General features: G+C 59.8%; 24 protein-coding genes and 1 riboswitch. Of the genes, 14 read left to right on the top strand and 10 right to left on the bottom strand.

The annotated features are described in order from the left end of the window. Window positions 1–31 precede the first annotated feature (31 nt). Window positions 32–1465 carry a M48 family metalloprotease gene (locus tag ACYZT9_RS20370; protein ID WP_462007133.1) on the top strand — a complete coding sequence of 478 codons (1434 nt, stop codon included), beginning with the start codon at window positions 32–34 and terminating at the stop codon, window positions 1463–1465. A gap of 72 nt (window positions 1466–1537) precedes the next feature. Here ACYZT9_RS20370 and ACYZT9_RS20375 read toward each other — a convergent pair whose 3' ends face one another. The 4 genes from ACYZT9_RS20375 to rpoE form a co-directional block, all read right to left on the bottom strand. After that, on the bottom strand, window positions 1538–2965 hold the full coding sequence (locus tag ACYZT9_RS20375; RefSeq protein ID WP_462007134.1) for a DegQ family serine endoprotease: 1428 nt from the start codon (window positions 2963–2965) through the stop codon (window positions 1538–1540). 181 nt (window positions 2966–3146) lie between these two features. After that, window positions 3147–4103, bottom strand: coding sequence for a MucB/RseB C-terminal domain-containing protein (locus ACYZT9_RS20380; RefSeq protein WP_462007135.1), 957 nt, complete (start codon window positions 4101–4103; stop codon window positions 3147–3149). 8 nt (window positions 4104–4111) lie between these two features. Further along, entirely contained in the window at window positions 4112–4699 is a 588-nt protein-coding gene (locus ACYZT9_RS20385; protein WP_077749615.1) for a sigma-E factor negative regulatory protein, read from the bottom strand. Window positions 4700–4730: 31 nt separating this feature from the next. Beyond that, on the bottom strand, window positions 4731–5312 hold the full coding sequence (rpoE, locus tag ACYZT9_RS20390; RefSeq protein ID WP_003172477.1) for an RNA polymerase sigma factor RpoE: 582 nt from the start codon (window positions 5310–5312) through the stop codon (window positions 4731–4733). A 557-nt stretch (window positions 5313–5869) separates the two neighbouring features. On the opposite strand from rpoE, the gene nadB reads away from it, so the two are divergent. Further along, window positions 5870–7486: an L-aspartate oxidase gene (gene nadB / locus ACYZT9_RS20395; RefSeq protein ID WP_462007136.1), complete on the top strand. Its 1617-nt coding sequence runs from the start codon at window positions 5870–5872 to the stop codon at window positions 7484–7486. On the opposite strand, the gene ACYZT9_RS20400 is transcribed toward nadB, so the two are convergent. Then, window positions 7455–7907: a protein YgfX gene (locus ACYZT9_RS20400; RefSeq protein ID WP_462007137.1), complete on the bottom strand. Its 453-nt coding sequence runs from the start codon at window positions 7905–7907 to the stop codon at window positions 7455–7457. The genes nadB and ACYZT9_RS20400 overlap by 32 nt on opposite strands. Then, the gene (locus ACYZT9_RS20405; RefSeq protein WP_007944081.1) at window positions 7891–8145 is read right to left on the bottom strand and encodes an FAD assembly factor SdhE; all 255 of its coding nucleotides are present in this window, start codon (window positions 8143–8145) and stop codon (window positions 7891–7893) included. Before ACYZT9_RS20405 ends, ACYZT9_RS20400 begins: the two co-directional genes overlap by 17 nt. 150 nt (window positions 8146–8295) lie before the next feature. Between ACYZT9_RS20405 and ygfZ the strand changes: the two genes are divergently transcribed. Further along, window positions 8296–9237 (top strand): CAF17-like 4Fe-4S cluster assembly/insertion protein YgfZ, encoded by a 942-nt coding sequence (gene ygfZ, locus ACYZT9_RS20410; protein WP_462007138.1) that lies wholly within the window; start codon window positions 8296–8298, stop codon window positions 9235–9237. A gap of 34 nt (window positions 9238–9271) precedes the next feature. Beyond that, on the top strand, window positions 9272–10093 hold the full coding sequence (locus tag ACYZT9_RS20415; RefSeq protein WP_462007139.1) for an HDOD domain-containing protein: 822 nt from the start codon (window positions 9272–9274) through the stop codon (window positions 10091–10093). 126 nt (window positions 10094–10219) lie between these two features. Here ACYZT9_RS20415 and ACYZT9_RS20420 read toward each other — a convergent pair whose 3' ends face one another. Continuing rightward, window positions 10220–11605, bottom strand: a complete 1386-nt coding sequence (locus ACYZT9_RS20420) for a sensor histidine kinase (protein ID WP_462007140.1) — start codon at window positions 11603–11605, stop codon at window positions 10220–10222. After that, window positions 11598–12269 (bottom strand): response regulator, encoded by a 672-nt coding sequence (locus ACYZT9_RS20425; protein WP_462007141.1) that lies wholly within the window; start codon window positions 12267–12269, stop codon window positions 11598–11600. The genes ACYZT9_RS20420 and ACYZT9_RS20425 overlap by 8 nt, the downstream gene beginning before the upstream one ends. A gap of 391 nt (window positions 12270–12660) precedes the next feature. On the opposite strand from ACYZT9_RS20425, the gene ACYZT9_RS20430 reads away from it, so the two are divergent. From ACYZT9_RS20430 to ACYZT9_RS20445, 4 genes are read left to right on the top strand one after another with little or no spacing between them, the layout of a single operon-like run. Further along, complete coding sequence (locus tag ACYZT9_RS20430) at window positions 12661–13638, top strand: Bug family tripartite tricarboxylate transporter substrate binding protein (RefSeq protein ID WP_462007142.1); 978 nt, start codon at window positions 12661–12663, stop codon at window positions 13636–13638. Between the two features lie 59 nt (window positions 13639–13697). Continuing rightward, window positions 13698–14156 (top strand): tripartite tricarboxylate transporter TctB family protein, encoded by a 459-nt coding sequence (locus ACYZT9_RS20435; protein ID WP_462007143.1) that lies wholly within the window; start codon window positions 13698–13700, stop codon window positions 14154–14156. Window position 14157: 1 nt separating this feature from the next. Further along, complete coding sequence (locus ACYZT9_RS20440) at window positions 14158–15672, top strand: tripartite tricarboxylate transporter permease (RefSeq protein ID WP_462007144.1); 1515 nt, start codon at window positions 14158–14160, stop codon at window positions 15670–15672. Beyond that, complete coding sequence (locus ACYZT9_RS20445) at window positions 15665–16705, top strand: AbrB family transcriptional regulator (protein WP_462007145.1); 1041 nt, start codon at window positions 15665–15667, stop codon at window positions 16703–16705. Before ACYZT9_RS20440 ends, ACYZT9_RS20445 begins: the two co-directional genes overlap by 8 nt. Window positions 16706–16807: 102 nt before the next feature. Here the strand turns inward: ACYZT9_RS20445 and ung are convergent, their stop codons facing one another. Further along, the gene (gene ung, locus ACYZT9_RS20450) at window positions 16808–17500 is read right to left on the bottom strand and encodes a uracil-DNA glycosylase (protein ID WP_462007146.1); all 693 of its coding nucleotides are present in this window, start codon (window positions 17498–17500) and stop codon (window positions 16808–16810) included. A 132-nt stretch (window positions 17501–17632) separates the two neighbouring features. Between ung and ACYZT9_RS20455 the strand changes: the two genes are divergently transcribed. After that, window positions 17633–18736: an enoyl-CoA hydratase/isomerase family protein gene (locus ACYZT9_RS20455; protein WP_462007147.1), complete on the top strand. Its 1104-nt coding sequence runs from the start codon at window positions 17633–17635 to the stop codon at window positions 18734–18736. A gap of 59 nt (window positions 18737–18795) precedes the next feature. Here ACYZT9_RS20455 and ACYZT9_RS20460 read toward each other — a convergent pair whose 3' ends face one another. Next, complete coding sequence (locus ACYZT9_RS20460; RefSeq protein WP_462007148.1) at window positions 18796–19272, bottom strand: hypothetical protein; 477 nt, start codon at window positions 19270–19272, stop codon at window positions 18796–18798. 372 nt (window positions 19273–19644) lie between these two features. Continuing rightward, window positions 19645–19745, top strand: a riboswitch (guanidine-I (ykkC/yxkD leader). A 62-nt stretch (window positions 19746–19807) separates the two neighbouring features. Between ACYZT9_RS20460 and ACYZT9_RS20465 the strand changes: the two genes are divergently transcribed. Genes ACYZT9_RS20465 through ACYZT9_RS20485 form a run of 5 tightly spaced genes read left to right on the top strand, consistent with a single transcriptional unit; the run spans window position 19808 to window position 23882 of the window. Beyond that, window positions 19808–20875 carry a putative urea ABC transporter substrate-binding protein gene (locus ACYZT9_RS20465; protein WP_462007149.1) on the top strand — a complete coding sequence of 356 codons (1068 nt, stop codon included), beginning with the start codon at window positions 19808–19810 and terminating at the stop codon, window positions 20873–20875. Between the two features lie 15 nt (window positions 20876–20890). Beyond that, entirely contained in the window at window positions 20891–21706 is an 816-nt protein-coding gene (locus ACYZT9_RS20470; protein WP_462007150.1) for an ABC transporter permease, read from the top strand. Beyond that, window positions 21703–22491, top strand: a complete 789-nt coding sequence (locus tag ACYZT9_RS20475) for an ABC transporter ATP-binding protein (RefSeq protein WP_462007151.1) — start codon at window positions 21703–21705, stop codon at window positions 22489–22491. Before ACYZT9_RS20470 ends, ACYZT9_RS20475 begins: the two co-directional genes overlap by 4 nt. 12 nt (window positions 22492–22503) lie before the next feature. Continuing rightward, entirely contained in the window at window positions 22504–23229 is a 726-nt protein-coding gene (locus ACYZT9_RS20480) for an urea amidolyase associated protein UAAP1 (protein ID WP_462007152.1), read from the top strand. A gap of 11 nt (window positions 23230–23240) precedes the next feature. Then, window positions 23241–23882, top strand: a complete 642-nt coding sequence (locus ACYZT9_RS20485; protein ID WP_462007153.1) for an urea amidolyase associated protein UAAP2 — start codon at window positions 23241–23243, stop codon at window positions 23880–23882. The last annotated feature ends 100 nt before the right edge of the window (window positions 23883–23982 follow it).

Consider the following 23982-nt stretch of genomic DNA (forward strand, 5'->3'; position numbering starts at 1 on the left):
AGTAAGGTCTTTGTCGACAAAGGCTTTGTGCATGACTTTTTTGCGCCCTACCCTGCTGACGCTCGCTTGCCTGCTCGCTTCACCGGGCTTCGCCGACGACCTGCCGTCACTCGGCGACGCCAGTTCTGCCATTGTCTCGCCGCAACAGGAATACCAGTTGGGCCGCGCCTGGCTCGCGCTGCTGCGTAGCCAGGTTTCACAGCTCAATGACCCGCAGCTCAAAGACTACGTCGAATCCAGCGTCTACCGTCTGGTAGAGACCAGCCAGGTCAACGACCGGCGACTGGAATTCATCCTGATCAACAGCCCGCAACTCAACGCCTTTGCGGCGCCGGGCGGGATTGTCGGGGTCAACGGTGGTTTGTTCCTCAATGCCCAGACCGAGGGCGAATACGCCTCGGTACTCGCTCACGAACTGGCTCACTTGTCGCAGCGCCACTTTGCCCGTGGCGTCGAAGCGCAACAGCGCATGCAGGTACCAATGATGGCCGCGCTGCTGGCCGGGATCGTAATTGCCGCTGCCGGTGCCGGCGATGCCGGGATCGCGGCCATTGCGGGTACGCAGGCGGCGGCGATTCAGGAACAGCGACGCTTTTCGCGCCAGAACGAACAGGAGGCCGACCGCATCGGTATCCTGAACCTGGAAAAGGCCGGTTACGATCCACGCTCGATGCCCACCATGTTCGAGCGGCTGGCGCGCCAATACCGCTTTGATGCCAAGCCGCCGGAATTTCTGCTGACTCACCCGGTCACCGAATCGCGGATCGCCGACACCCGCAACCGCGCCGAGCAGGCCAGGTCGGGAGGCATCGAAGACACCATGCGTTATCAGCTGATTCGCGCACGGGTCCAGCTGATCTACGAAGAAACCCCGGGACTGGGCGCCAAACGCTTTCGCGCGCAGCTGGATGAGAACCCGAAAAACGATGTCGCACGCTATGGCCTGGCGATCGCCCAAATCAAGGGTGGCCAGCTCAACGAAGCGCGGGAAAACCTCAAGCTTCTGCTGGCCAAGTCACCGAACGAGATCATCTACAACCTGGCTCAGATCGATCTGGACATCACCAACAACCGCCTGCCGGATGCTCAGACCCGGGTTGACCGGATGCTGACTCAGTATCCGGGCAACTACCCTCTGAATCAGGTACGTGTCGACTTGTTGCTCAAGCAGAACCGTGCACCCGAAGCGGAAAAAGCCTTGGAGAACCTGCTCAAGAGCCGTCCGGATGATCCGGACGTCTGGTACATGGTGGCTGAAACCCGAGGTCTTTCAGGCAATATCATCGGCCTGCATCAGGCTCGCGCCGAGTACTTTGCACTGGTCGGCGACTACCGTCAGGCCATCCAGCAACTGGACTTCGCCAAGCGCAAGGCCGGCACCAACTTCCCGCTGTCTTCGCGGATCGACGCCCGGCAACGGGAGCTGATGGAACAGGAACGCATGATCAAGGACCTGATGGGCTGATCTGCTTTTCAAAAGACAGACACAAAAAAACCGCCTCTTTCGAGGCGGTCTTTTATTCAGCCGACAACCGGTTTATTCAGCCAGTTTGAAGGTGATGAAGCTGGCGCGATTTTGACGCAGAACCCGCATCGACACCGAGCGGTTCTTTGGCAGCGCCTTGGCGATATCGGTGAACTCCTTGGTGGAGCCTATCGCCTGGTTGTTCAGGTGAGTGATGACGTCGCCTGGCTGCAAGCCGATCAGGGAAGCAGGACCGTTTTGCACTTCCTTGATAACCACACCACCTTTGAGGTCGTAGGTTTTCTTCTGCTCGTCGGTCAGCTCGGCCACGGAAACACCCAGACGATTGCTGCTGCGCTCAGTGCTGGATTTCGGCAATGCGTCCAGCTCTTTACCTTCTTCCGGGATAGCGCCGACTGTCAGCTCGACATTCTTGCGCTTACCTTCACGGATCACATCCAGATTGGCTTTTGAGCCGGCTTTCAGTGCTCCCACCAAGTGCGGCAGATCGGCGGACATGACGATCGGTTGACCGTTCATGCTCAGGATCACGTCACCCACTTGCAGACCACCCTTGGCAGCCGGACCGTCGTCCTGGATCTGAGCCACCAGCGCACCGGCCGGTTTTTCAAGACCGAACGACTCGGCCAGATCCTTGTTCACTTCCTGAATGACTACGCCCAACCAGCCACGGCTGACTTTGCCGCCGCTTTTCAGCTGATTGGAAACGTCCAGGGCCACATCGATAGGGATGGCGAACGAAACGCCCATGAAGCCGCCGGAACGGGTGTAGATCTGGGAGTTGATCCCGACTACTTCGCCCGCCAGGTTGAACAGCGGACCGCCCGAGTTACCCGGGTTGATCGGCACGTCGGTCTGGATGAACGGCACATAGTTTTCGTTCGGCAGGCTGCGACCCACGGCGCTGACAATGCCTTGGGTGACGGTATGGTCGAAACCGAATGGCGAGCCGATGGCAACGACCCACTGGCCAGCCTTCAGGTCCTGGGATTTGCCAAGCTTCAGAACTGGTAGATCCTTGCCCTCGATTTTCAGCAAGGCCACGTCGGAACGTGTATCGGTGCCGATCAGCTTGGCTTTCAGCTCACTGCGGTCGGCGAGGCGAACGAGAATTTCGTCGGCATCGGCGATCACGTGGTTGTTAGTGAGAATGTAACCGTCAGACGAGATGATGAAACCCGACCCCAGGGATTGGGCTTCACGTTGACGATCACCGCGTGGTGAACGCGGTTGTGGCGGCATACCGCGCTCGAAGAACTCGCGCAACATCGGCGGCAAGCCTTCGAGGTCGGGCATCTGCTCGTTCACTTTGCGATCCGGCAGTTTCTGCGTAGTGCTTATGTTTACTACAGCAGGCGACGCCTGTTCGACCAATTGCGTAAAGTCAGGCAACTCGACTGCTTGAGCAGCGACCGCCTGACCGAGCACCAGTACAGTGGCAAAAATAGAGAGGTAAGACTTCAAGCGTGGTATCGACATACGGCTCCCGTTACGACGAGCATGGTTAAGCGATATGGACAAAGGAACACCGGGAACGATACGCCGGTATTTTTGTTCCGGGAACAACAAACTAGGCCAGAGCCGAGGGGCTCTGACCTATAAAAAATTTTAGGGATATTTGCAAATTGAAATGCTCACCAAACATTTCGATATCAGCTCACTACTGCGTTGCAGTGGCATTGGTGCGCATCGACAGCGCGATCCGTTCAGCGGTACCTACCGGGATTTCACCGACCACGGTGACCATCATGTCGCCTTGAGGTGTAGTGAGGCGCCGGGAAACAGCAACGGTCGGCCCGAGCTGAGCGCGAGTATCAGTGACGGTTGCCCCATTCAGCGGTTCAAGGAACACCGAGAAACGAGCCAGGCCATCGTCATACATCAGGCTGTTGACTTGGGTTTTGGTCTGCGGATCCTTGCGCGAGGTGCTGCTGGTGAGCTCGAAACCTGCAGGCAACCAGTCCGAACGCCAGGTCTGGGCAACCTTGACTGCTGAAGCCTGGTCACTATCGTGAGCGACGGCTTTGCAATCCCTGCCCGGCTGTAGATCATTGTCGGAAAGTGCGCCAGAGGTATCCAGTCGTGTGAACTGAAAACGCTCCAGCAACTGCCCTTTATCATTCAGGAGCAATGACTTGAGCGGTAAACCGGTTTCTTTATCCAGATGTAATTCAAAACCGTAACGGTGTTGGTCGCGAGGCGTCAGGGAAACAATGACTGCCGCACGCCCCGCCACACGCGATTTGCCGAGGACGGCAAGGGTGTACCAATTCTTGAGTTTCTGTGGATCGAGTGCACGAGCAGAGGAACTGGGGGAATCCCCAAGCCCTGCAATCAGAGTGCCGCTAACGCATTGAGTATGTCCATCAATGCGAACGACTTCCTGAGCCGAGCCGTCGAGCTGGAGCAAACGCTCGCGGACCTTGCCATCCTGGACGCGGTGCCAGATGTTGTGGGTAGAAAAACTACCGTTTCGCTCGTAGATAAAAGTACCGTGAAAGCTTTGCTGTTGCTCGGCCTGACCAAGACGGGTCAACCAGTCCTGGGCCTCATCGGCGTGGGCTGGAACAACGAACCAGCCACCGAGCAGAAGCGAAAGTAGAGGTATGGCGCGCATGATCCTCCTTAACGGTTTTCCAGGCTTGCTGCACGAGCGTAAGGCAGAGCGCTCTCAGTGCCTTTCAGTGCAGCCTGTTGAGCATGTTGGCGCAAATAGCCTGGCAAACGTTGATCGTGCCAGCCCGGCTGACCTTGCAATACGCCGTTGGCCATAGGACCAGTGGCTTCCGAGCTCTCATTATAGCCTGCCAATACAGCTGGACCCTTGACCTGAGGAACGGCCAGACCCGGTTGACTGGATTGCTGAGCCAGCTCGACACCCGCGATCTCGTCCTGGTTGTACAAACGAACACCTGCCAGTACGGCGACAGTGACCGAAGCGGCGACCGCAAGACGACCCAGGCTGCGCCATGGACCACGGGAAGCTTTTGCCGGTACGGCTTCGTCAGCCAGCGCAGCGGAAACTGCCGCGGCGATATCCAGGCGTGGAAGCAGCAGATCCTTATGCATCACTGCCCGAGCGATCTGATAACGAGCCCATGTTTCACGGGTTTCAACATCGTCAAAGGCATTCAATACCCGACGCAATTCCAATTCGTCCGCTTCGTTATCCATCACTGCGGACAGCGATTCCTGCAGGGCTTCACGACTCATGGCGTTCCTCTCTTGGCTATCGCCGCTGTCTCTAGTTTTCCTGCAACAACGGCTGCAGGGCTTTATCGATGGCCTCCCGAGCGCGGAAAATCCGGGAGCGCACGGTACCGACCGGACATTGCATGACGCTCGCAATGTCCTCGTAACTCAGACCATCGAATTCACGTAAAGTTAAAGCCGTACGCAAATCTTCTGGCAGTTGCTGGATGGTTCGATGGACGGTGCCTTCGATCTCATCCCGCAGTAATGCACGTTCTGGCGACTCGAGATCCTTGAGGCCATGATCGCCATCGTAGAACTCTGCATCCTCGGAACTGACATCGCTATCCGGCGGCCGGCGGCCGCGTGAAACCAGATAATTTTTCGCCGTGTTGATGGCGATGCGGTAAAGCCACGTATAAAACGCGCTGTCTCCGCGAAAATTTCCAAGTGCACGATATGCCTTGATAAAGGCTTCCTGTGCCACATCCTGGGCTTCATGGGTGTCGTGCACGAAACGCACGATCAACCCGAGAATTTTGTGCTGGTATTTCAGCACTAGCAGATCGAAAGCTCGCTTGTCACCGCGCTGAACGCGTTCGACAAGCTGCTGATCCTCTTCCTGGGTTAGCATGAACTCTCCTCGATAAGCTCGGAGGAAGCTTGCATAACTAAACGACCAGACTTGCAAACATAGACTCGGGCTTTTCGCAAAAGTTCTCCCCCTCCAAGCAAGTTTCCTGCGGGCTCTGATTTGGCACGCACGAAAAGCGCAGCTCGGACTAATCCGGCTGCGCGAATAATCTTGTCATCGGATTCGCCGGCAAGGATCAAACCGCAATCCTGCATTGAAGCCGACACTGTCCCTTGATACGGGCAACGGTCTATTGATTCCGGGCCTTTGGCAAAAGTTCCAAATATTTATAGCCGCATTAGGCCAGCATTGTGCAACGCTGAACGGAAAAAGACTGTTAAGTCCACGATACAGTCGGCTTGTCGCCGAACGGTCCGAAAAACATCCGACGAAGCGTCAGGTGTTTTCTGTCACGGTAGTTTCACAATGCCATGTCGGCCCGGCTATTGTGCCGCTCCCCCCCTCTATATACTAGTGGGCTGTATGGTTGCCTTGACTCGCCGTTCCACTAGTCTGGCGCCAACCCCGACCCGGGTCGCTTTGAGCGGAATCCTGAAATGAGCCAACAGTTTCAACACGATGTTCTGGTCATTGGCAGCGGCGCTGCCGGTTTGAGCCTTGCGCTGACCTTGCCCGAACATTTGCGCATCGCCGTACTGAGCAAAGGCGACCTCGCCAATGGTTCGACTTTCTGGGCCCAGGGCGGTGTCGCTGCCGTTCTGGACGACACCGATACCGTTGAGTCCCATGTCGACGACACCCTCAATGCCGGCGGCGGCCTGTGCCACGAAGATGCCGTGCGCTTTACCGTCGAGCACAGCAAAGAGGCAATTCAATGGCTGATCGATCAGGGCGTGCCCTTTACCCGCGATGAGCAGTCCGGCACCGAGGATGGCGGTTTCGAGTTCCATCTGACCCGCGAAGGCGGGCACAGCCATCGGCGCATCATTCACGCCGCCGACGCCACGGGCGCAGCGATTTTCAGAACCCTGCTCGACAAAGCCAGCCGACGCCCCAATATCGAACTGCTTGAACAGCGCGTCGCGGTCGATCTGATCACCGAAAAACGCCTGGGCCTGGAAGGCGATCGCTGCCTCGGCGCCTATGTGCTCAATCGCAGCACTGGCGAAGTCGACACGTACGGTGCGCGCTTTGTCATCCTTGCGTCCGGCGGTGCAGCCAAGGTCTATCTCTATACCAGCAACCCCGACGGCGCCTGCGGCGATGGCATCGCCATGGCCTGGCGTTCGGGCTGCCGGGTGGCGAACCTGGAGTTCAACCAGTTCCACCCGACCTGCCTGTATCACCCGCAGGCCAAAAGTTTCCTGATCACCGAAGCCCTGCGCGGCGAAGGCGCTCACCTGAAACTACCCAATGGCGAACGCTTCATGCAGCGTTTCGATGCGCGCGCTGAACTGGCGCCACGAGACATCGTCGCCCGGGCGATTGACCATGAGATGAAGCGACTCGGTATCGACTGCGTCTATCTGGACATCAGTCACAAGCCGCAAGCGTTCATCAAAACGCACTTCCCGACGGTGTACGAGCGCTGCCTCGAGTTTTCCATCGACATCACCAAGCAACCGATCCCGGTCGTTCCCGCGGCGCACTACACCTGCGGCGGCGTGATGGTCGATCAGCAAGGCCGCACCGACGTGCCGGGGCTGTATGCAATTGGCGAAACCAGTTTCACCGGTCTCCACGGCGCCAACCGCATGGCCAGCAACTCGCTGCTGGAGTGCTTCGTTTACGCGCGCTCGGCAGCAGCAGACATTCTTGAACAATTGCCGCTGGTTTCGATTCCCGTCGCCCTGCCCGTCTGGGACGCCAGCCAGGTGACCGACTCGGATGAAGACGTGATCATTGCGCACAACTGGGATGAGCTGCGGCGGTTCATGTGGGACTACGTCGGTATCGTGCGCACCAACAAGCGCCTGCAACGGGCGCAGCACCGCGTGCAGTTGCTGCTGGACGAAATCGACGAGTTCTACAGCAACTATAAGGTCAGTCGGGATTTGATCGAACTGCGTAATCTGGCCCAGGTCGCCGAGCTGATGATTCAGTCAGCCATGGAGCGCAAGGAAAGTCGCGGCCTGCATTACACCCTCGACTACCCGGACATGCTGCCGGTTGCGCTGGACACTATTCTGGTGCCGCCCACCTACGCCGACTGAACGTGAGCCGAACCCGCAGGCGTCGGTGCAGATCCGCCGTCTGCGAATCCCGTGGCACGCAAATAGACCGAACCCGCCGCTCGCCTTGAAGACGAAACCGCAACACCACGACCAACGGCAGTGCCAAGCTGTCCCGCCGTAGCTGGACCGCCTGCCATCCGCCCGTCTGATTCCACAACTGCCAGCCATCCTCATCGCGACGCAAGCCGCGAAAGGCCCGTGGGTGCGTCAGCAAAATCTGCCGAGGCAAGGCCCGAACGCCATGCGCCAAACAGCAAAAAACGCCGAGCAGGCTCGCCCAGACCGGGATAGACAGAAGAAACAACGAAACCAGCGCGAACAGCTGGGCCAACAGATAAGCCGCCAGCAACTGCCGTGAGGCATGCCAGCGGCATTCGAACGCATTACTTGGGCTGGACACGATCCAGAATCATGCGAACCATGCGCTGAAGTTCCGGATCTTCCGATTCGGCGCGTTCCATGAACCAGCCGAACATGTCCTGATCTTCGCACTCGAGCAGTTTTCGGTAGCAATCACGGTCGACATCATTGAGGTGCGGGTAGACCTCTTTCACGAATGGCACCAGCAACACGTCAAGTTCAAGCATGCCGCGGCGGCTGTGCCAGTAGAGGCGATTCAGTTCTACATCTTCGACCATGGAGCGCTCCTCAAATAGGCGGCAAGTATACAGCCCCGGGCACCATCGAACAGTCGGCTTTGGTCGGGCACTGCCGACCTTTTGTGAACTACCCATTTCATGGGCGCCCCCTTATGATGTCCCCCAGACTCTACTTCCCTGCGATGACCCATGGCCGATTCTGCTTTTTTCTGCACCCTGTCTCATGAAGGCGTTCTCGCGGTCCGCGGCGCGGACGCCGGTAAATTCCTGCAAGGCCAGCTGACCTGCAACCTCAATTACCTGAGCGACACCCAAGCCAGCCTCGGCGCACGTTGCACCCAGAAGGGCCGGATGCAATCGAGTTTCCGCATCCTGTTGCAAGGTGACGGGGTGCTCATGGCCATGGCCACCGAGCTGCTGGAACCGCAACTGGCGGATCTGAAAAAGTACGCGGTGTTCTCCAAATCGAAACTGACCGATGAAAGCGCCGAATGGGTCCGCTTCGGCGTCGACCATGGCGATGCCGCATTGATCAGTCTCGGTCTGGAACTGCCGGCAGGCACCGACAGCGTTGCGCGCAATGACGGGCTGATCGCCGTCCGCGTTTCACCGGACCGTGCCGAACTTTGGGTTACCGCCGATCAGGCCGACACCATCAAAGGCCAGTTGGCCGCCCAGTTGACCGAAGGCGATCTCAATCAATGGCTGCTGGGTCAGATCCGCGCAGGGATCGGTCAGGTCATGCCGAGCACCCGCGAGCTGTTTATTCCGCAGATGCTCAACCTGCAAGCCGTCGGTGGTGTGAGTTTCAAAAAAGGTTGCTACACCGGCCAGGAAATCGTCGCGCGGATGCAGTACCTGGGCAAACTCAAGCGTCGTTTGTATCGCCTGAAGCTGGACGCCAGTGAATTGCCTGAGCCCGGTACACCGCTGTTTTCCCCGACCCATGGCAGTTCGATCGGCGAAGTTGTGATTGCCGCACGCGCCGGCCAAGACACTGAACTCCTGGCAGTTTTGCAAGCCGAAGCTGCAGAAGGTGGCGACGTCCATCTGGGCGCGCTCGAAGGGCCAGCCCTGCACCTGCTCGACCTGCCTTATGAACTGGATCGCGATCGCGAAATCCAGCGTTAACGGCATCACTTGTCGCAACACCTAGAGAAAAGAAATGAGTGAGCTGGCGGATAAGGTCCAACAGGATTTGGTTGAGGCCATCGATAACGATGACCTGGTTCTGCCGACGTTGCCGGAAGTGGCCTTGCAGATTCGCAAGGCCGCTGAAGACCCGGAAATCAGTGTCAGTACCCTGAGTAAAGTGATCGGCCGTGATACCGCGTTGTCGGCGCGCCTGATCAAAGTGGTCAACAGCCCGCTCCTGCGCGCGACCCAGGAAGTCACGGACTTGCACACGGCCATTACGCGCCTGGGCGTCAACTACAGCAGCAACCTGGCCATTGGTCTGGTCATGGAGCAGATTTTCCACGCGCGTTCCGACGTGGTCGAGAAGAAGATGCGTGATGTCTGGCGCAAAAGCCTGGAAATCGCGGGAGTCAGTTACGCGCTGTGCCGCAGTTACACTCAACTCAAACCGGATCAGGCGGCACTCGGCGGGCTGGTGCATCAGATTGGCGTGCTGCCGATCCTGACCTACGCCGAGGACCACTACGAGCTGCTGTCGGACCCGGTCAGCCTGAACCATGTCATCGACCAGATTCACCCGTTGCTGGGCGACAAACTGCTGCGGGTCTGGGAGTTTCCGGAAATGCTGGTACAGGTGCCGGGGAAGTATCTGGACTTCAAACGTGAATCCGGGCGTGTCGACTATGTGGATCTGGTGCAGGTGGCCAGCCTGTATTGCCACAAGGACACCGACCATCCTATCGCCCGTATCGACCCGCTCAGTGTGCCGGCCTTCAGGAAACTGGGGATCGATCCAGAGAACGAGGCGATGTGCAGGGATCTCGAAGAATCGCGGTCGATGTTTTACTAGCCGAGACCGCAGCGCGCCCTTCGCGAGCAAGCCCGCTCCCACATTTGAACGAGTTCTTCCCGGAGAAATGCGATCAAATGTGGGAGCGGGCTTGCTCGCGAAGGGGCCGGCCCAGACAACGCAAAACTACCCCGCAATAAAACTCACCCGCACCTTCAACCCCGCCCGCTCGCCATCGTGCAAACTGATCTGTGCCAAATGCGCACGGCAAATCTCGCCGACAATCGCCAGCCCCAATCCCGAACCAGCGACGTGCTGGTTGCGTCGATAGAAGCGCTCGAACACCCGATCGCGTTCTTCAAGAGGAATTCCCGGACCATCGTCCTCGACCTCCAGTACCGCCGGCGCCGTGACCCGCAGGATCACATTGCCGCCGGGCGGTGTATGGGCCAGCGCGTTGTCCACCAGATTGCTCAATAGCTCGTTCAGCAGCGTCGGCTCACCGCGCAGCCACACCGGCTCGTCCGCCTCCAGTGCCAGTGCCACGCCGCGGGCATGGGCCAGCGGCGCCATGGCCATGCCGAGTTCCCGGGCCAGTTGACTCAGGTCCAGCAACTGCGCGCCGCCCTCGGCGATCGCCCGGGCACCGTTCTCGACCCGCGCCAGCGAAAGCAATTGATTGGCCAGATGGGTCAAGCGGTCCGTGCCTTGGGCCGCCGTTTCCAATGTGTTGCGCCAGGTGTCGGGCTCGGTCGAGCGCAGACCCAGTTCAAGCCGCGCCTTAAGCGCCGCCAGAGGCGTGCGCAGTTCATGGGCGGCATCAGCGATGAATTGCGCCTGTCGCTCGAACTGCTCGCGCAGACGCTCGGTAAAGTGATTGAGCGCGCGCACCAGCGGCCACAATTCGTGCTGCACTTCCACCAGCGGCAGTGGCCGCAGATCGTCGGACTGGCGCTCTTCCACCGCCGTGCGCAAACGTTCCAATGGACGCAACGCCGCACTGACCGTAAACCACACCATCAGCAACGCGCCGACCGCCAGCATGCCCAACCGCAGCAACGTATCCGCCGCCAGGCTGCGGGCCATGCTGACGCGCGCCTCATCGGTTTCCGCTACGCGGATTTCCGCCATGCCGTTCATGTTCGGCTCGCTCACGGGTTTGAGCAGGCTCACCACCCGCACGTTCTGCCCCCGGTACGTCGCGTTGTAGAAACGTGCGAGTGCCGGATAGTCATCGGTGCGCGGCGTACCCGGTGGCGGTGGCGGCAAGTTTTCGTAACCGGAGATCAGGTTCTGATTGATGTCATTCACCAGATAGAAGATCCGTCCGGCGCTGTCGTACGCAAATGTATCGAGGGCCACATAAGGCACGTCGGCACTGAGCGTGCCGTCGCGCTGGGACACACCAGCCGCGATGGTTCGCGCCGAGGCCAGCAAGGTCCGGTCGTACGCGGTATCGGCAGCCTCGCGCCCGTTCCAGTACGCGCTCAAACCACTGGCCAGCATCAACACCACCAGCAACAACGCGAGGTTCCACAGCAACCGCCAGCGCAGGCTGCTGGGCTTATGCATCGCGGCTTTCCAGCAGGTAGCCGAGACCACGGAAGGTCACGATGGCGACCGGTTGGCCGTCGAGCTTCTTGCGCAAGCGGTGGACGTAGATTTCGATCGCATCGGGGCTGGCTTCTTCGTCCAGGCCGAACACTTGCGAGGCGAGTTGCTCCTTGCTCATCACCCGACCGGGACGGGCGATCAGCGCTTCAAGCACCGCCTGCTCGCGGGAGGTCAGGGTCAGCAATTCTTCGCCGAGGGTGAAGCGCCGGGTGTCCAGATCGTAAGCCAGCGCACCGCAGGTCTGCTGGCGCTCGCCACCGAGCACACTACGACGCAGCAGGGCTTTGACCCGGGCTTCGAGCTCAGTCAGTTCGAAAGGCTTGGCCAGGTAATCGTCAGCGCCAAGGTTCAAGCCATGAACCCGGTCCTTGACGTCGCTGCGCGCGGTCAGCATCAGCACCGGCAGGTTCTTGCCCCGGGCCCGCAGGCGCGCCAGCACTTCGAAACCATCCATGCGCGGCAGACCGACATCGAGGATCGCCATGGCGTATTCCTCGCTGCTCAACGCCAGGTCGGCAGCCACACCGTCGTGCAACACATCCACGGTCAACCCGGTGCTCTTGAGCGCCTGGGCGACACTGTCGGCGAGTTGCAGATGGTCTTCGACGAGCAGAACACGCATGGATCTTTACCTCATTCAGGGATGTTCGACGCCATTCTTTGGCGCGGAGTTTACAGCCGCATCCGCCGCTGTGAAGCCCGAAAACCGTGAAAGTCCGCTGAAAGGTTAGTGAAAGGTTCGACGGTTAGAGTCGGCCCACGGATGGTTTCGACTGAAAGCCATCGATCGTGCTTTGAAATGTAGCTCCCGAAAAACGCCATGAAGCGTTTTCGCCAAATAAGAACAATAACGAGGTACTTCGCCATGCTGTCCACACAGCTCCAGGTTTGCCCGCCCCACCTCTTTTTCCGATCCCCATCGTTTACGCTAGTCAGCGCCGTTGCTGGCTGCGCAACGCGAAACCGCCGCACCTGAAACATCCCCAAAAACAATAACTCCCGTGGAGACACCCATGAATCGATCACTGCGCCGTTTCGCCCTCGCCGCCAGCTGCGTGCTGTTTGCCGGCCCACTGATGGCCGAGCCTAAACGCCCGGAATGCATCGCCCCGGCCTCGCCTGGCGGCGGTTTCGACCTGACCTGCAAACTGGCGCAGAGCGCGCTGATGAACGAGAAATTGTTGAGTAAACCCATGCGCGTAACCTACATGCCCGGCGGTGTCGGCGCAGTGGCGTACAACGCGGTGGTTGCTCAGCGCCCGGCCGACGCCGGTACGCTGGTGGCGTGGTCCAGCGGTTCCTTGCTGAACCTGGCCCAGGGCAAATTCGGTCGCTTCGATGAAACCAACGTCCGCTGGCTGGCCGCCGTTGGCACCAGCTACGGCGCCATCGCGGTGAAAAGCGATTCGCCTTACAAGACCCTGGACGATCTGGTTCAGGCGCTGAAGAAAGATCCGAGCAAAGTGGTCATCGGTTCCGGCGGCACCGTCGGCAGCCAGGACTGGATGCAGACCGCGTTGATCGCCAAGGCTGCCGGGATAAACCCGCGTGACCTGCGTTACGTCGCCCTCGAGGGCGGCGGTGAAATCGCCACCGCCCTGCTTGGCGGCCACATTCAGGTCGGCAGCACCGACATCTCCGACTCCATGCCGCACATCCAGAGCGGCGACATGCGCCTGCTGGCGGTGTTTGCCGAGAAACGTCTGGACGAGCCTGAAATGAAAGCCATTCCGACCGCCAAAGAGCAAGGCTATGACATCGTCTGGCCGGTGGTTCGCGGTTTCTACCTCGGGCCAAAAGTCAGCGATGAAGACTACGCCTGGTGGAAAGACTCCTTCGACAAACTGCTGGCTTCGGAAGACTTCGCCAAGCTGCGCGATCAACGTGAACTCTTCCCGTTCGCCATGACTGGCCCGGAGCTGGACACCTACGTCAAAAAGCAGGTAGCGGACTACAAAGTGCTGGCCAAAGAGTTCGGCCTGATTCAGTGATCGCCTCTGTCTAGCGGCCGCGGCCCCGTGTTCCCGGGGTCGTGGCACAGGAGTTCCCCATGCTCGTACAACGCATTTTTGCATCGGTGCTGTTGCTGGCCTGCGTCAGCCTTGTACTGATGGCCTGGCCCTACCAGGCGCCTTTTTCCTACGAACCGATCGGCCCTCGCGCCTTCCCCTTGCTGATGCTGGGGCTGATGGGGCTGGGCCTGACCTACATGGTATTTCGCCCCTCACCGATCAAACATACCGACGAAGACCCGCCGCTGGACCGTGAAACCCTTCACAAGATCGGTCGCTGCGTGGTGCTGCTGCTGGTGTTCGCCGGCCTGTTCGAACCGTTGGGCTTTATTCTCAGCAGCCTGCTGATCGGCATTCCTATGGCCCGCCTGTACGGCGGACGCTGGTTGCCATGCACTGTGATCATCAGCCTGATGAGCATTGGTCTGTACCTGCTGTTCGACAAAGTGATGGACGTGCCGCTGCCTCTGGGCCTGCTCGACGTTCTGGAGAACTGATATGGATACGCTTGGTTATTTGAGTCACGGCTTCGGCGTCGCGTTGACCCCTTACAACCTGATCACCGCACTCAGCGGCACGCTGATCGGCACCGTCGTCGGCCTGTTGCCCGGCCTCGGCCCGATCAACGGCGTGGCGTTGTTGATCCCGATTGCGTTCGCCCTCGGACTGCCACCGGAATCGGCGCTGATCCTGCTGGCCGCTGTTTATCTGGGTTGCGAGTACGGCGGCCGGATCAGTTCGATCCTGCTGAACATTCCCGGTGAAGCCTCCACCGTCATGACCACCCTCGACGGTTACCCGATGGCCCGTCAAGGCATGGCCGGCGTCGCGCTTTCGCTGTCGGCGTGGAGTTCGTTCATCGGCGCATTCATTGCCACCTGCGGCATGGTGGTGTTCGCGCCGATCCTGGCGAAATGGGCGATTGCCTTCGGTCCGGCGGAATATTTCGTACTGATGGTGTTCGCGATTGTCTGCCTCGGCGGCATGGCCGGTGATCGACCGCTGAAGACCTTTATCGCTGCACTGATCGGCCTGTTCCTGTCGACAGTCGGCATTGACGCCAACAGTGGTGTCTACCGCTTTACCGGCGACAACATCCACCTCACCGACGGTATTCAGTTCGTAGTGCTGGTGTTGGGCCTGTTCTCCATCAGCGAAATCCTGTTGCTGCTGGAAAAAACCCACCGAGGTCAGGAAGCGTTCAAAGCCACCGGTCGTATGATGTTCAACTTCAAGGAAGCCGCTTCGGTGTTCTGGGTGAACATGCGTTGCGGTGTGCTGGGTTTCATCATGGGCGTTTTGCCTGGCGCCGGCGCCACACTCGCCAGCGCAGTGGCCTACATGACCGAGAAACGTATCGCGGGCCCAAGTGGAAAATTCGGACAGGGCGACAAGCGTGGTCTGGCCGCTCCTGAAACCGCCATCGGTGCTGAAGCCTGTGGCGCGCTGGTGCCGATGTTGACGCTGGGGGTTCCCGGTTCGGGCACTACGGCCGTGATGATCGGTGCGTTGTCGCTGTACAACATCACGCCCGGTCCAATGCTGTTTCAACAGCAACCGGACATTGTCTGGGGCCTCATCGCTTCGTTGTTCATCGCCAACATCATGCTGGTGATCCTCAACATTCCGATGATCCGCATCTTCACCCGCATCCTCGCCGTGCCGAACTGGGCGCTCGTGCCGATGATCGCAATCATTACTGCCATCGGTGTGTTCGCGGTGCATGCCACCACCTTCGACCTGTTCCTGATGATCGGCATCGGCATCTTCGGCTACATTCTGCGCAAGCTGGATTTCCCGTTGTCGCCGGTGTTGCTGGGCTTCATTCTCGGCGGTTTGATGGAGCAGAATCTGCGTCGAGCATTGTCGATCTCCAACGGTTCGCTGGAGATTCTCTGGTCCAGCGGAATCACGCTCGGTGTCTGGGCGTTGATCGTGGTGATGTTGCTGGTGCCGATTCTGCGGATCTGGCGCAAACGTTCGGTTGCACGGCGCGCCATCGCCGATGTGTGATCGAACACCCTTCAACGCCTGGTGGGGTACGCCGCTGGTCGGCGCGCTGGGCGGTTACCTGGCTAGCCAGATCGGCTGGCCACTGCCGTGGATGGTCGGCTCGTTGCTGGCGATCAGCCTCGTGCGTTGCCTGACGCCCTGGCAACTGGCGGAAATCCCTGGCGGCCGCAAGGTCGGCCAATGGGTCGTTGGCATCGGCATCGGCCTGCACTTCACCCCGGCCGTGATGGAGCAGGTGCTTAGCCACTTTGGCCTTATCTTCTTCGGTGCGTTGATCACCAGCCTGTCTGCGGTGGTGGGCGTCTGGTTGATGCGACGCACCGGTGAGGACCGCGCCACCGCGTTCTTTTCCAGCATGCCCGGCGGTTCCGGGGAGATGGTCAACCTCGGCGCGCGCAATGGCGCGGTGCTCAGTCGCGTTGCGGCGGGGCAAAGCTTGCGGGTGCTGGTGGTAGTGCTGTGTGTGCCGGCGGCATTCAAGTATTTGCTGGGTGACGGGGCGCTGGTTTTTCATCCGACCGTCGTCAACTGGTGGTGGCTCGCCCTTCTCTTCCCCGCAGGCGCTTTGGCGGCCTGGATTTGGGAACGTCTTCGTCAACCCAACCCGTGGCTGTTCGGGCCGTTGCTGGTGACTGCGGCGGTGAGCATTGGTTGGGATTTGCATATCGGTTTGCCTGACGGTGGCAGTCAGATCGGCCAATGGCTGATCGGTAGTGGGCTGGGCTGTCACTTCAATCGGCAGTTTTTCCGGAGGGCGCCTTCGTTCTTGGGGCGGACGTTGATTGGCACGGTGCTGACCATGTTGATCGCTACGGCGGCAGCGCTGGGATTGAGTGCGCTGACGCATCTGGATTTGCGTTCACTGACGTTGGGGATGATGCCCGGCGGCATTGCAGAGATGAGCCTGACGGCGGAGACCCTGCAATTGTCGGTGCCACTGGTGACGGCGATGCAGGTGATGCGGTTGTTGTTTGTGTTGTTTTTGGCGGAGCCGTTGTTCAAGTATTGGAACCGGTTGCCGGATTCGGACTGAAAGACCGAGTTGTCTTCATCGCGAGCAAGCTCGCTCCCACAGGGTTCGCGGTGCTCTTGTGGGAGCGAGCTTGCTCGCGATGAAGCCCTTTCGGTTAACGCATCAAACCGGCGGCAACCGCCACTCGATCGGCGTCTCGCCGTTCTGCTCAAGAAACTTGTTAGTCCTGCTGAAATGCCCGCACCCCAGAAAACCGCGATAAGCGGACAGCGGTGACGGATGCACCGACGTCAGCACCAGATGCTTGGTCGCATCGATCAGTTTCTGCTTGCTCTGAGCGTGGGCGCCCCACAGCATGAACACCAGATGCGGTTGCTGTTGGCTGACCACTTCAATGATCCGATCCGTGAAAAACTGCCAGCCCTTGTCCTTGTGTGCATTGGCGTTGGCGCGTTCGACGGTCATGGTGGTGTTGATCATCAGCACGCCCTGGTCGGCCCAGCTCTGCAGGTAGCCGTGGCTCGGTATGTCGATGTTCAGATCGCGTTTCAACTCTTTATAGATGTTCACCAATGACGGCGGCGCCGGTACGCCGGGTTGCACCGAGAAGCACAAGCCATGGGCCTGGCCCGGGCCGTGATACGGATCCTGACCGAGGATCACTACTTTGACCTTGTCCAGCGGCGTCGAGTTGAGCGCGTTGAAAATCATCGGACCCGGTGGATAGATTTCCTTGCCCGCCGCGCGTTCCTGCTGCAGGAAATTGCGCAACTCGGCCATGTAGGGCTGGTCGAATTCGGCACGCAGTGCCTCCTTCCAGCTCGGTTCGAGTTTGATACGGTCGTCAGCAGTCATGGTTACATCCGGCAAAAACAATGGGGCGAACCCTAGGAAAGCCCATCACGCTTGTCAATTGATCTGACGCAGAACCGGCACTTTCCTGCATTGCGATCATACTGAACGCTCAAATTCCCGATCGAGGTCACGATGAACCTGCACTTCGAAGAACTCACCGGCACCGACGGCGCCCGCATCGGGGTCGCCATCCTGGATGCCGAAAAGTCCCTTAACGCCCTGTCCTTGCCGATGATCAACGCCCTGCGCGATCGCCTGGACATTTGGGCCAAGGATCCGCAGATCGTTTGCGTTCTGTTGCGCGGCAACGGCGCCAAAGCCTTTTGTGCCGGCGGCGAAGTGCGCAGCCTGGTGGAAGCCTGTCGCGCGCATCCGGGTGAAGTACCGCCGCTGGCCGCGCATTTTTTTGCGGCGGAATACCGACTGGACTTCAGCCTGCACACCTACCCGAAACCGCTGATCTGCTGGGGCCACGGTTATGTGCTGGGGGGTGGCATGGGCCTGCTGCAAGGCGCGAGCATCCGCATCGTCACGCCGAGCAGCCGTCTGGCGATGCCGGAAATCAGTATTGGTCTGTACCCGGACGTCGGCGCCAGTTGGTTTCTGTCGCGACTGCCCGGCAAGCTCGGGTTGTTCCTCGGCCTGACCGGTGCGCAAATGAACGGTCGTGATGCGATCGACCTGGATTTGGCCGACCGTTTCCTGCTCGATGAACAGCAGGAAAAGCTGATCGAAGGTTTGCTGCAGTTGAACTGGCAGGAACAGACGCCGATGCAGCTAAACAGCTTGCTCAAGGCCTTGCAGCAAGAAGCGATTGCGCAGATACCCGAAGCCCAGTGGCTACCGCGTCGTCAGCAGATCGATGAACTGCTGGACGTCAGTAACGTGCAATGCGCCTGGAAGGCCATCAGCCAACAACGCGATCACACCGACCTGGTGCTCAGCCGCGCCGCACGCACCCTGAGTGAAGGTTCGCCGCTGACCGCTCATCTGGTGTGGGAGCAGATCATCCGCGCCCGACACCTGTCGCTGGCGCAGGTTTTTCAGATGGAATACACCCTGAGCCTCAACTGCTGCCGTCATCCGGAGTTCAGCGAAGGTGTGCGGGCGCGGTTGATTGACAAGGATCAGAAGCCGCGTTGGCATTGGCCGGATATCAATAACGTGCCGGATGCGGTGGTGGAGGCGCATTTTCATAAGGTCTGGGAAGGCCGGCATCCACTGGCTGACCTTTAGAATAGCTAGACAACATGTGGGAGCGGGCTTGCTCCCACAGGTATTGCATTCAACTAATGTTAACGGTGGCTGCCGCGACCATCGTGATCGCCGCGCCCATCATGACCACTCCGACCGCCCCGGTTATCGCGTCCGCCGTGGCCGCGCCGATTATCGTTGTCCCAATTGCCGCGGTTACGACCGTCCCAACCGCCCCGGCTATGGCTGTCCCAACCGCGATTCTGATGAACCCGGTAATCGTATCGTGGCGACGACTGGTAATAACGCGGTGCCGGTTGATAAACCCGCGGCTGGTGGTAATAGCGCGGGCTTGGCTGGTAATAGCGTGCCGGAGGTGAGTAATACCGGCGCGGCGATGTGTAGTAACCGCCATTGGAGTAGTAAGGCCCGCCACCGGAGTAATACGGCGCTGGGGACGTATACACCTCGGAACTGTAGTAGCTGCCTCCTCCATCGACATAGGGCACGCACGCACCCAGAGACAATCCCAACACAGCAATCAGAAGCATTCGGCTGAGCTTTTTTCGACAGAGCATGGCGGCCTCCTGGACCGCGAGTGAGCCACACCAGCGACGCTGGCGAGCGGCAGTCAATTATTCGGTGACTGTCGAAAGATCAGACATCGGTTTCGAAATCTGGTGCGGTCTGGCAACAAGTTGAAACATCTCGCCGATGAAAGGTTTTTCACCTATTCACGTGCTGATAACGGGCGACGCCGACCTTTGGATCAGCGGCCGGCACGCTGCATCTCAGTGCATCGATGCACCATCACAACGCAAGAAAACCTATGCCACCCTTCCCCCCAAACCGGCAATTCCGCGGGCCAGAGCGCTCCGCGCCGACTTGGCACGGCTCTCGCTTTAGCAAACCCGTGCAGGAGTCATCACAGGTTCGCGGCACCACAATTTGCAATGGCTGACTAGGGTTCCGGCTCGCTGACGCGAGTGACTGGTCCGAGAGTTGGCGACCTCCAGTTGAGGTTACACGGCGGGACAAAAGCCCGGGAGACAAGCCACCTATTACGGTGCCGCGTTGACTCCTGCCCGCCCTTGATCAACTGGAGAATCACCCATGTCCCAGCTACGTTTACCCGCTCTGCTCGCCGCTGCCTTCGCAGCCGTCGTGAGCCTCTCGTCCCAAGCCGCGCAAAAAGACCACTTCAGCGTCTGCTGGACCATCTACGCCGGCTGGATGCCGTGGGAATACGCCGGCAGCCAAGGCATCGTCGACAAATGGGCGAAGAAGTACGGCATCAAGATTGATGTGGTGCAACTCAACGACTACGTCGAATCCATCAACCAATACACCGCTGGCCAGTTCGACGGTTGCACCATGACCAACATGGATGCGCTGACCATACCGGCCGCCGGCGGCGTCGACAGCACCGCGCTGATTGTCAGCGACTTCTCCAACGGCAACGACGGCATCGTGCTTAAGGGCGATGGCAAGAAGGTCACCGATCTCAAGGGCATGGACGTCAATCTGGTCGAGCTGTCGGTTTCTCACTACTTGCTCGCCCGTGCACTGGATTCAGTCGACCTCACCGAAAAAGACCTCAAAGTGGTCAACACCTCCGACGCCGACATCTCCGCCGCGTTCAACACCGATCAGGTCAACGCCGTCACCACCTGGAACCCAATGCTCTCGGAGATCAAGGCCAAGCCGGGCGTGACCGAAGTCTTCAACTCCAGCCAGATCCCCGGCGAGATCATGGACATGATGGTGGTCAACAGCGCCACCCTCAAAGACAACCCGGCCCTGGGCAAAGCGCTGACCGGCGCGTGGTTCGAAGTGGTCGAGTTGATGAACGCGAAAAACGCCGCCAGCCAGGCCGCGCTCGAACACATGGCCAAAGCCTCGGGCACCGACCTCGCGGGGTTCCAGGCGCAACTCGACACCACCAAATTGTTCGCAACGCCCAAGGAAGCCCTGGCGTTCTCCACCAGTAAGCAACTGCCGGACACCATGCGCAAGGTGGCCGAGTTTTCCTTTCAGCACGGCTTGCTCGGTGAAGGCGCCAAGGACACCAGCGCGGTCGGTATGGCCTTCGCCAACGGCGTTACCAGCGGCGACAAGAGCAACCTCAAGCTGCGCTTCGACCCGAGTTACGTGCAGATGGCCGCCGACGCCAAGCTGTAACAAGAGGACCTGGCCATGCGCCTGATCAATCGCCACCCGGATCGGCCGAGTCGCCTGTTGTTGGTGATCCTGCCGTTCGCTCTGGTGCTGCTTGCCTACTTCATGGGCTCGGCCGAGCGGCTGCTGGATAACCCCAACGACAAGCTGCTGCCGAGCGCCGTGCAGATGGCCGACGCAGTGAAGCGCCTGGCGTTCACTGCCGACAGCCGCACCGGTGACTACGTGCTCTGGCAGGACACCGCGTCCAGCCTGCGACGCCTGGCGATCGGCCTCGGCATCAGCGCGTTGGCCGGGCTGTGCCTGGGCATCGCCGCCGGGACATTGCCGCTGTTCGGCGCGCCGTTGTCGCCGTTGCTGACGGTGCTGTCGATGGTGCCGCCGCTGGCGATCCTGCCGATTCTGTTCATCGTGTTCGGGCTGGGAGAATTGTCGAAAGTGATGCTGATCGTGATCGGCATCACCCCGTGCCTGGCGCGGGATCTGGAGCAGCGCGCCCGGGAAATTCCGGTTGAGTTGCTGATCAAGGCCCAGACCCTGGGCGCGTCGACCTGGACGTTGATGTTGCGCGTGGTGTTGCCGCAGTTGCTCCCGCGCCTGCTGATCTCGCTGCGGCTGATGCTCGGTTCGGCGTGGTTGTTCCTGATCGCTGCCGAAGCCATCGCGTCTACCGACGGCCTCGGTTACCGGATCTTCCTGGTACGCCGTTACCTGGCGATGGATGTGATCCTGCCTTATGTCGTCTGGATCACCCTGCTCGCCTGGCTGATGGATTGGGGCCTGAAACGCCTGACCCAGCGGGCCTTCCCTTGGTACGAAGGAGCCCGCGTATGAGCTTCATCACGGTGAAAAACGTCTGGCAGCAATACGCCGATCAAGTGGTGCTCGAAGGCTTGAACTTGAACGTCAACGAGGGCGAGTTCTGCACCTTGGTCGGCGCATCGGGTTGCGGCAAATCGACCTTCCTGCGGCTTTTGCTCGGCCAGGAACGCGCCAGTCGCGGCGAGATTCTGCTGGACGGCCAGGCCCTGACCGGCGAACCCGATTCGAGCCGTGGCGTGGTATTCCAGCGCTACTCGGTGTTTCCGCACCTGACGGTTCTGGACAACGTTACCCTCGGTCTCGAACTGCCACGTTCGCCGCTGCTCGGACGCTTGTTCGGCAGCGCAAAGAAACAGGCACGTGAGCAAGCCTCGGAGTTGCTGCACAAAGTCGGCCTCGGCCACTCGCTGGACAAGTACCCCGCGCAGCTCTCCGGCGGCATGCAACAACGGCTGGCCATTGCCCAGGCATTGATCATGAAGCCTCGCGTATTGCTGCTCGACGAACCCTTCGGCGCGCTTGATCCGGGCATTCGCAAAGACATGCACGCCTTGCTGCTGGAGCTGTGGCGCGAGACGCAACTGACGGTGTTCATGGTCACCCACGATCTGTCCGAAGGTTTCAGCCTCGGCACTCGCTTGCTGGTGTTCGACAAGGTCCGCGTCGACCCGCACGCCCCTGGCGCCTATGGCGCGCGCATCACCTACGACATCCCTTTGAACAGCGACCGCCGCGCCAACAGCAAAGCCGTCGACGCCTTGCCGGCTGAGTTGGCGGGCACGCTTCGTACCGCTTGAGAGGTTTTTCACATGACAGATTCGACTCGACTTTTTCCGCCCTTCGCCGAAGAAATGCTCCCCGGTGGCGGCCATCGCTCCTTCGTCCTGAAACGCGGCCAACTGCTGCGCCTGACCGACCTGCGTGGCGGCGCCAATGTCAGCCTGACGCTGCTCAACGCCAATGAAAAAACCGAACGCCTGAACCTGCCCGACAGCCTCAAATGCCAACACACCGCCAAGCTCACCACGGGCCATTGCCTGTACTCGGACATGGGCCGCGTGCTGGCGGCGATAACCGCCGACACCTGTGGCTGGAGCGACAGCCTCGGCGGCGTGCTCTGCGCTGAGGAAGTCGCGGAAAAATACGGCGCCGGCCGCTACCAGGAACTGCGCAACGGCTTCTTCCGTAACGGCACCGACAACCTGCTGGTGGAACTCGGCAAGTGGGGTTTGGGCCTGTCGGATCTGCTGATGACCCTCAACCTGTTCAGCCGCGTGAACGTCGATGAAGCCGGGCGTTTCCACTTTGTCGAAGGCAACTCGAAGGTGGGCGATTACATCGAGTTGTACGCACCGATGGACACGTTGGTGGTGCTCACCGCACTGCAGCATCCAATGGATCCGTCGCCGGAGTACGCACCAAAACCCTTGAAGCTGAGCTGGATGAACGCCGACGCCAGCGTCGCCGAACACTGCCGCACCTCGCGCCCGGAAAATGAGCGCGGCTTCATCAACACCGACCGTCTGTTTGCCTGAGGATCGCTGCCATGTCACTCGCAATCGCTACCGCTCTACAACTGCCTGAAACAGCGGTCTACCGCGCGACCATCCCGGCCGGCGAACCGTGGCTGATGGAGGTCAAGGCCGGCCAGACCCTGCGCATCCTCGATCTTGAAGGCAATCAGGCTGTCGATACCTTGTTTTACAGCCTCGCCAACCCGAAAGAACGCTACGACGTGCAACGCACTTTGCGTCGGCAGAACAACGTTTACCTGAGCACCGGCAGCGTGCTGTATTCCAACCTCGGCAAACCGATGCTGACCCTCGTCGCCGACACCTGCGGCCGCCACGACACCCTCGGCGGCGCCTGTGCGCAAGAAAGCAACACCGTGCGGTATGCGCTGGAAAAACGCTACATGCACAGCTGCCGCGACAACTACTTGCGCGCCTGCGCCCACGACGGGCGACTGGGCAAGGGCGATATCGGCCCCAACATCAACTTCTTCATGAACGTGCCAGTGACTGCCGATGGCGGGCTGACCTTCGAGGACGGGATTTCGGCGCCGGGCAAGTACGTGGACCTGCGGGCGGAGATGGATGTGATCGTGCTGATTTCCAATTGTCCGCAACTGAACAACCCGTGCAATGCCTACAACCCGACCCCTGCGGAGCTGCTGGTATGGAACTGAAACTGTCGCGGTTGCGCACATGGCTGTTCGCCCTGTGCCAGGCCCGATCCGGCCAATGCCTCAAAAAATAGGAACACCCTAAATCCAATGTGGGAGCGGG

Source organism: Pseudomonas sp. ZT5P21 (assembly GCF_054897785.1).

Bases quoted from the DNA above. Each gene is read 5' to 3' on its own strand.
- nadB (WP_462007136.1), top strand. From the start codon at position 5,870: ATGAGCCAACAGTTTCAACACGATGTTCTGGTCATTGGCAGCGGCGCT.
- ACYZT9_RS20425 (WP_462007141.1), bottom strand. From the start codon at position 12,269: ATGCGTGTTCTGCTCGTCGAAGACCATCTGCAACTCGCCGACAGTGTC.
- ACYZT9_RS20380 (WP_462007135.1), bottom strand. From the start codon at position 4,103: ATGCGCGCCATACCTCTACTTTCGCTTCTGCTCGGTGGCTGGTTCGTT.
- rpoE (WP_003172477.1), bottom strand. From the start codon at position 5,312: ATGCTAACCCAGGAAGAGGATCAGCAGCTTGTCGAACGCGTTCAGCGC.
- ung (WP_462007146.1), bottom strand. From the start codon at position 17,500: ATGACTGCTGACGACCGTATCAAACTCGAACCGAGCTGGAAGGAGGCA.
- ACYZT9_RS20375 (WP_462007134.1), bottom strand. From the start codon at position 2,965: ATGTCGATACCACGCTTGAAGTCTTACCTCTCTATTTTTGCCACTGTA.
- ACYZT9_RS20455 (WP_462007147.1), top strand. From the start codon at position 17,633: ATGAACCTGCACTTCGAAGAACTCACCGGCACCGACGGCGCCCGCATC.
- ACYZT9_RS20485 (WP_462007153.1), top strand. From the start codon at position 23,241: ATGTCACTCGCAATCGCTACCGCTCTACAACTGCCTGAAACAGCGGTC.
- ACYZT9_RS20470 (WP_462007150.1), top strand. From the start codon at position 20,891: ATGCGCCTGATCAATCGCCACCCGGATCGGCCGAGTCGCCTGTTGTTG.
- ACYZT9_RS20420 (WP_462007140.1), bottom strand. From the start codon at position 11,605: ATGCATAAGCCCAGCAGCCTGCGCTGGCGGTTGCTGTGGAACCTCGCG.
- ACYZT9_RS20460 (WP_462007148.1), bottom strand. From the start codon at position 19,272: ATGCTCTGTCGAAAAAAGCTCAGCCGAATGCTTCTGATTGCTGTGTTG.
- ACYZT9_RS20405 (WP_007944081.1), bottom strand. From the start codon at position 8,145: ATGGTCGAAGATGTAGAACTGAATCGCCTCTACTGGCACAGCCGCCGC.
- ACYZT9_RS20475 (WP_462007151.1), top strand. From the start codon at position 21,703: ATGAGCTTCATCACGGTGAAAAACGTCTGGCAGCAATACGCCGATCAA.
- ACYZT9_RS20415 (WP_462007139.1), top strand. From the start codon at position 9,272: ATGAGTGAGCTGGCGGATAAGGTCCAACAGGATTTGGTTGAGGCCATC.
- ACYZT9_RS20385 (WP_077749615.1), bottom strand. From the start codon at position 4,699: ATGAGTCGTGAAGCCCTGCAGGAATCGCTGTCCGCAGTGATGGATAAC.
- ACYZT9_RS20370 (WP_462007133.1), top strand. From the start codon at position 32: ATGACTTTTTTGCGCCCTACCCTGCTGACGCTCGCTTGCCTGCTCGCT.
- ACYZT9_RS20440 (WP_462007144.1), top strand. From the start codon at position 14,158: ATGGATACGCTTGGTTATTTGAGTCACGGCTTCGGCGTCGCGTTGACC.
- ACYZT9_RS20465 (WP_462007149.1), top strand. From the start codon at position 19,808: ATGTCCCAGCTACGTTTACCCGCTCTGCTCGCCGCTGCCTTCGCAGCC.
- ACYZT9_RS20430 (WP_462007142.1), top strand. From the start codon at position 12,661: ATGAATCGATCACTGCGCCGTTTCGCCCTCGCCGCCAGCTGCGTGCTG.
- ACYZT9_RS20445 (WP_462007145.1), top strand. From the start codon at position 15,665: ATGTGTGATCGAACACCCTTCAACGCCTGGTGGGGTACGCCGCTGGTC.
- ACYZT9_RS20435 (WP_462007143.1), top strand. From the start codon at position 13,698: ATGCTCGTACAACGCATTTTTGCATCGGTGCTGTTGCTGGCCTGCGTC.
- ygfZ (WP_462007138.1), top strand. From the start codon at position 8,296: ATGGCCGATTCTGCTTTTTTCTGCACCCTGTCTCATGAAGGCGTTCTC.
- ACYZT9_RS20480 (WP_462007152.1), top strand. From the start codon at position 22,504: ATGACAGATTCGACTCGACTTTTTCCGCCCTTCGCCGAAGAAATGCTC.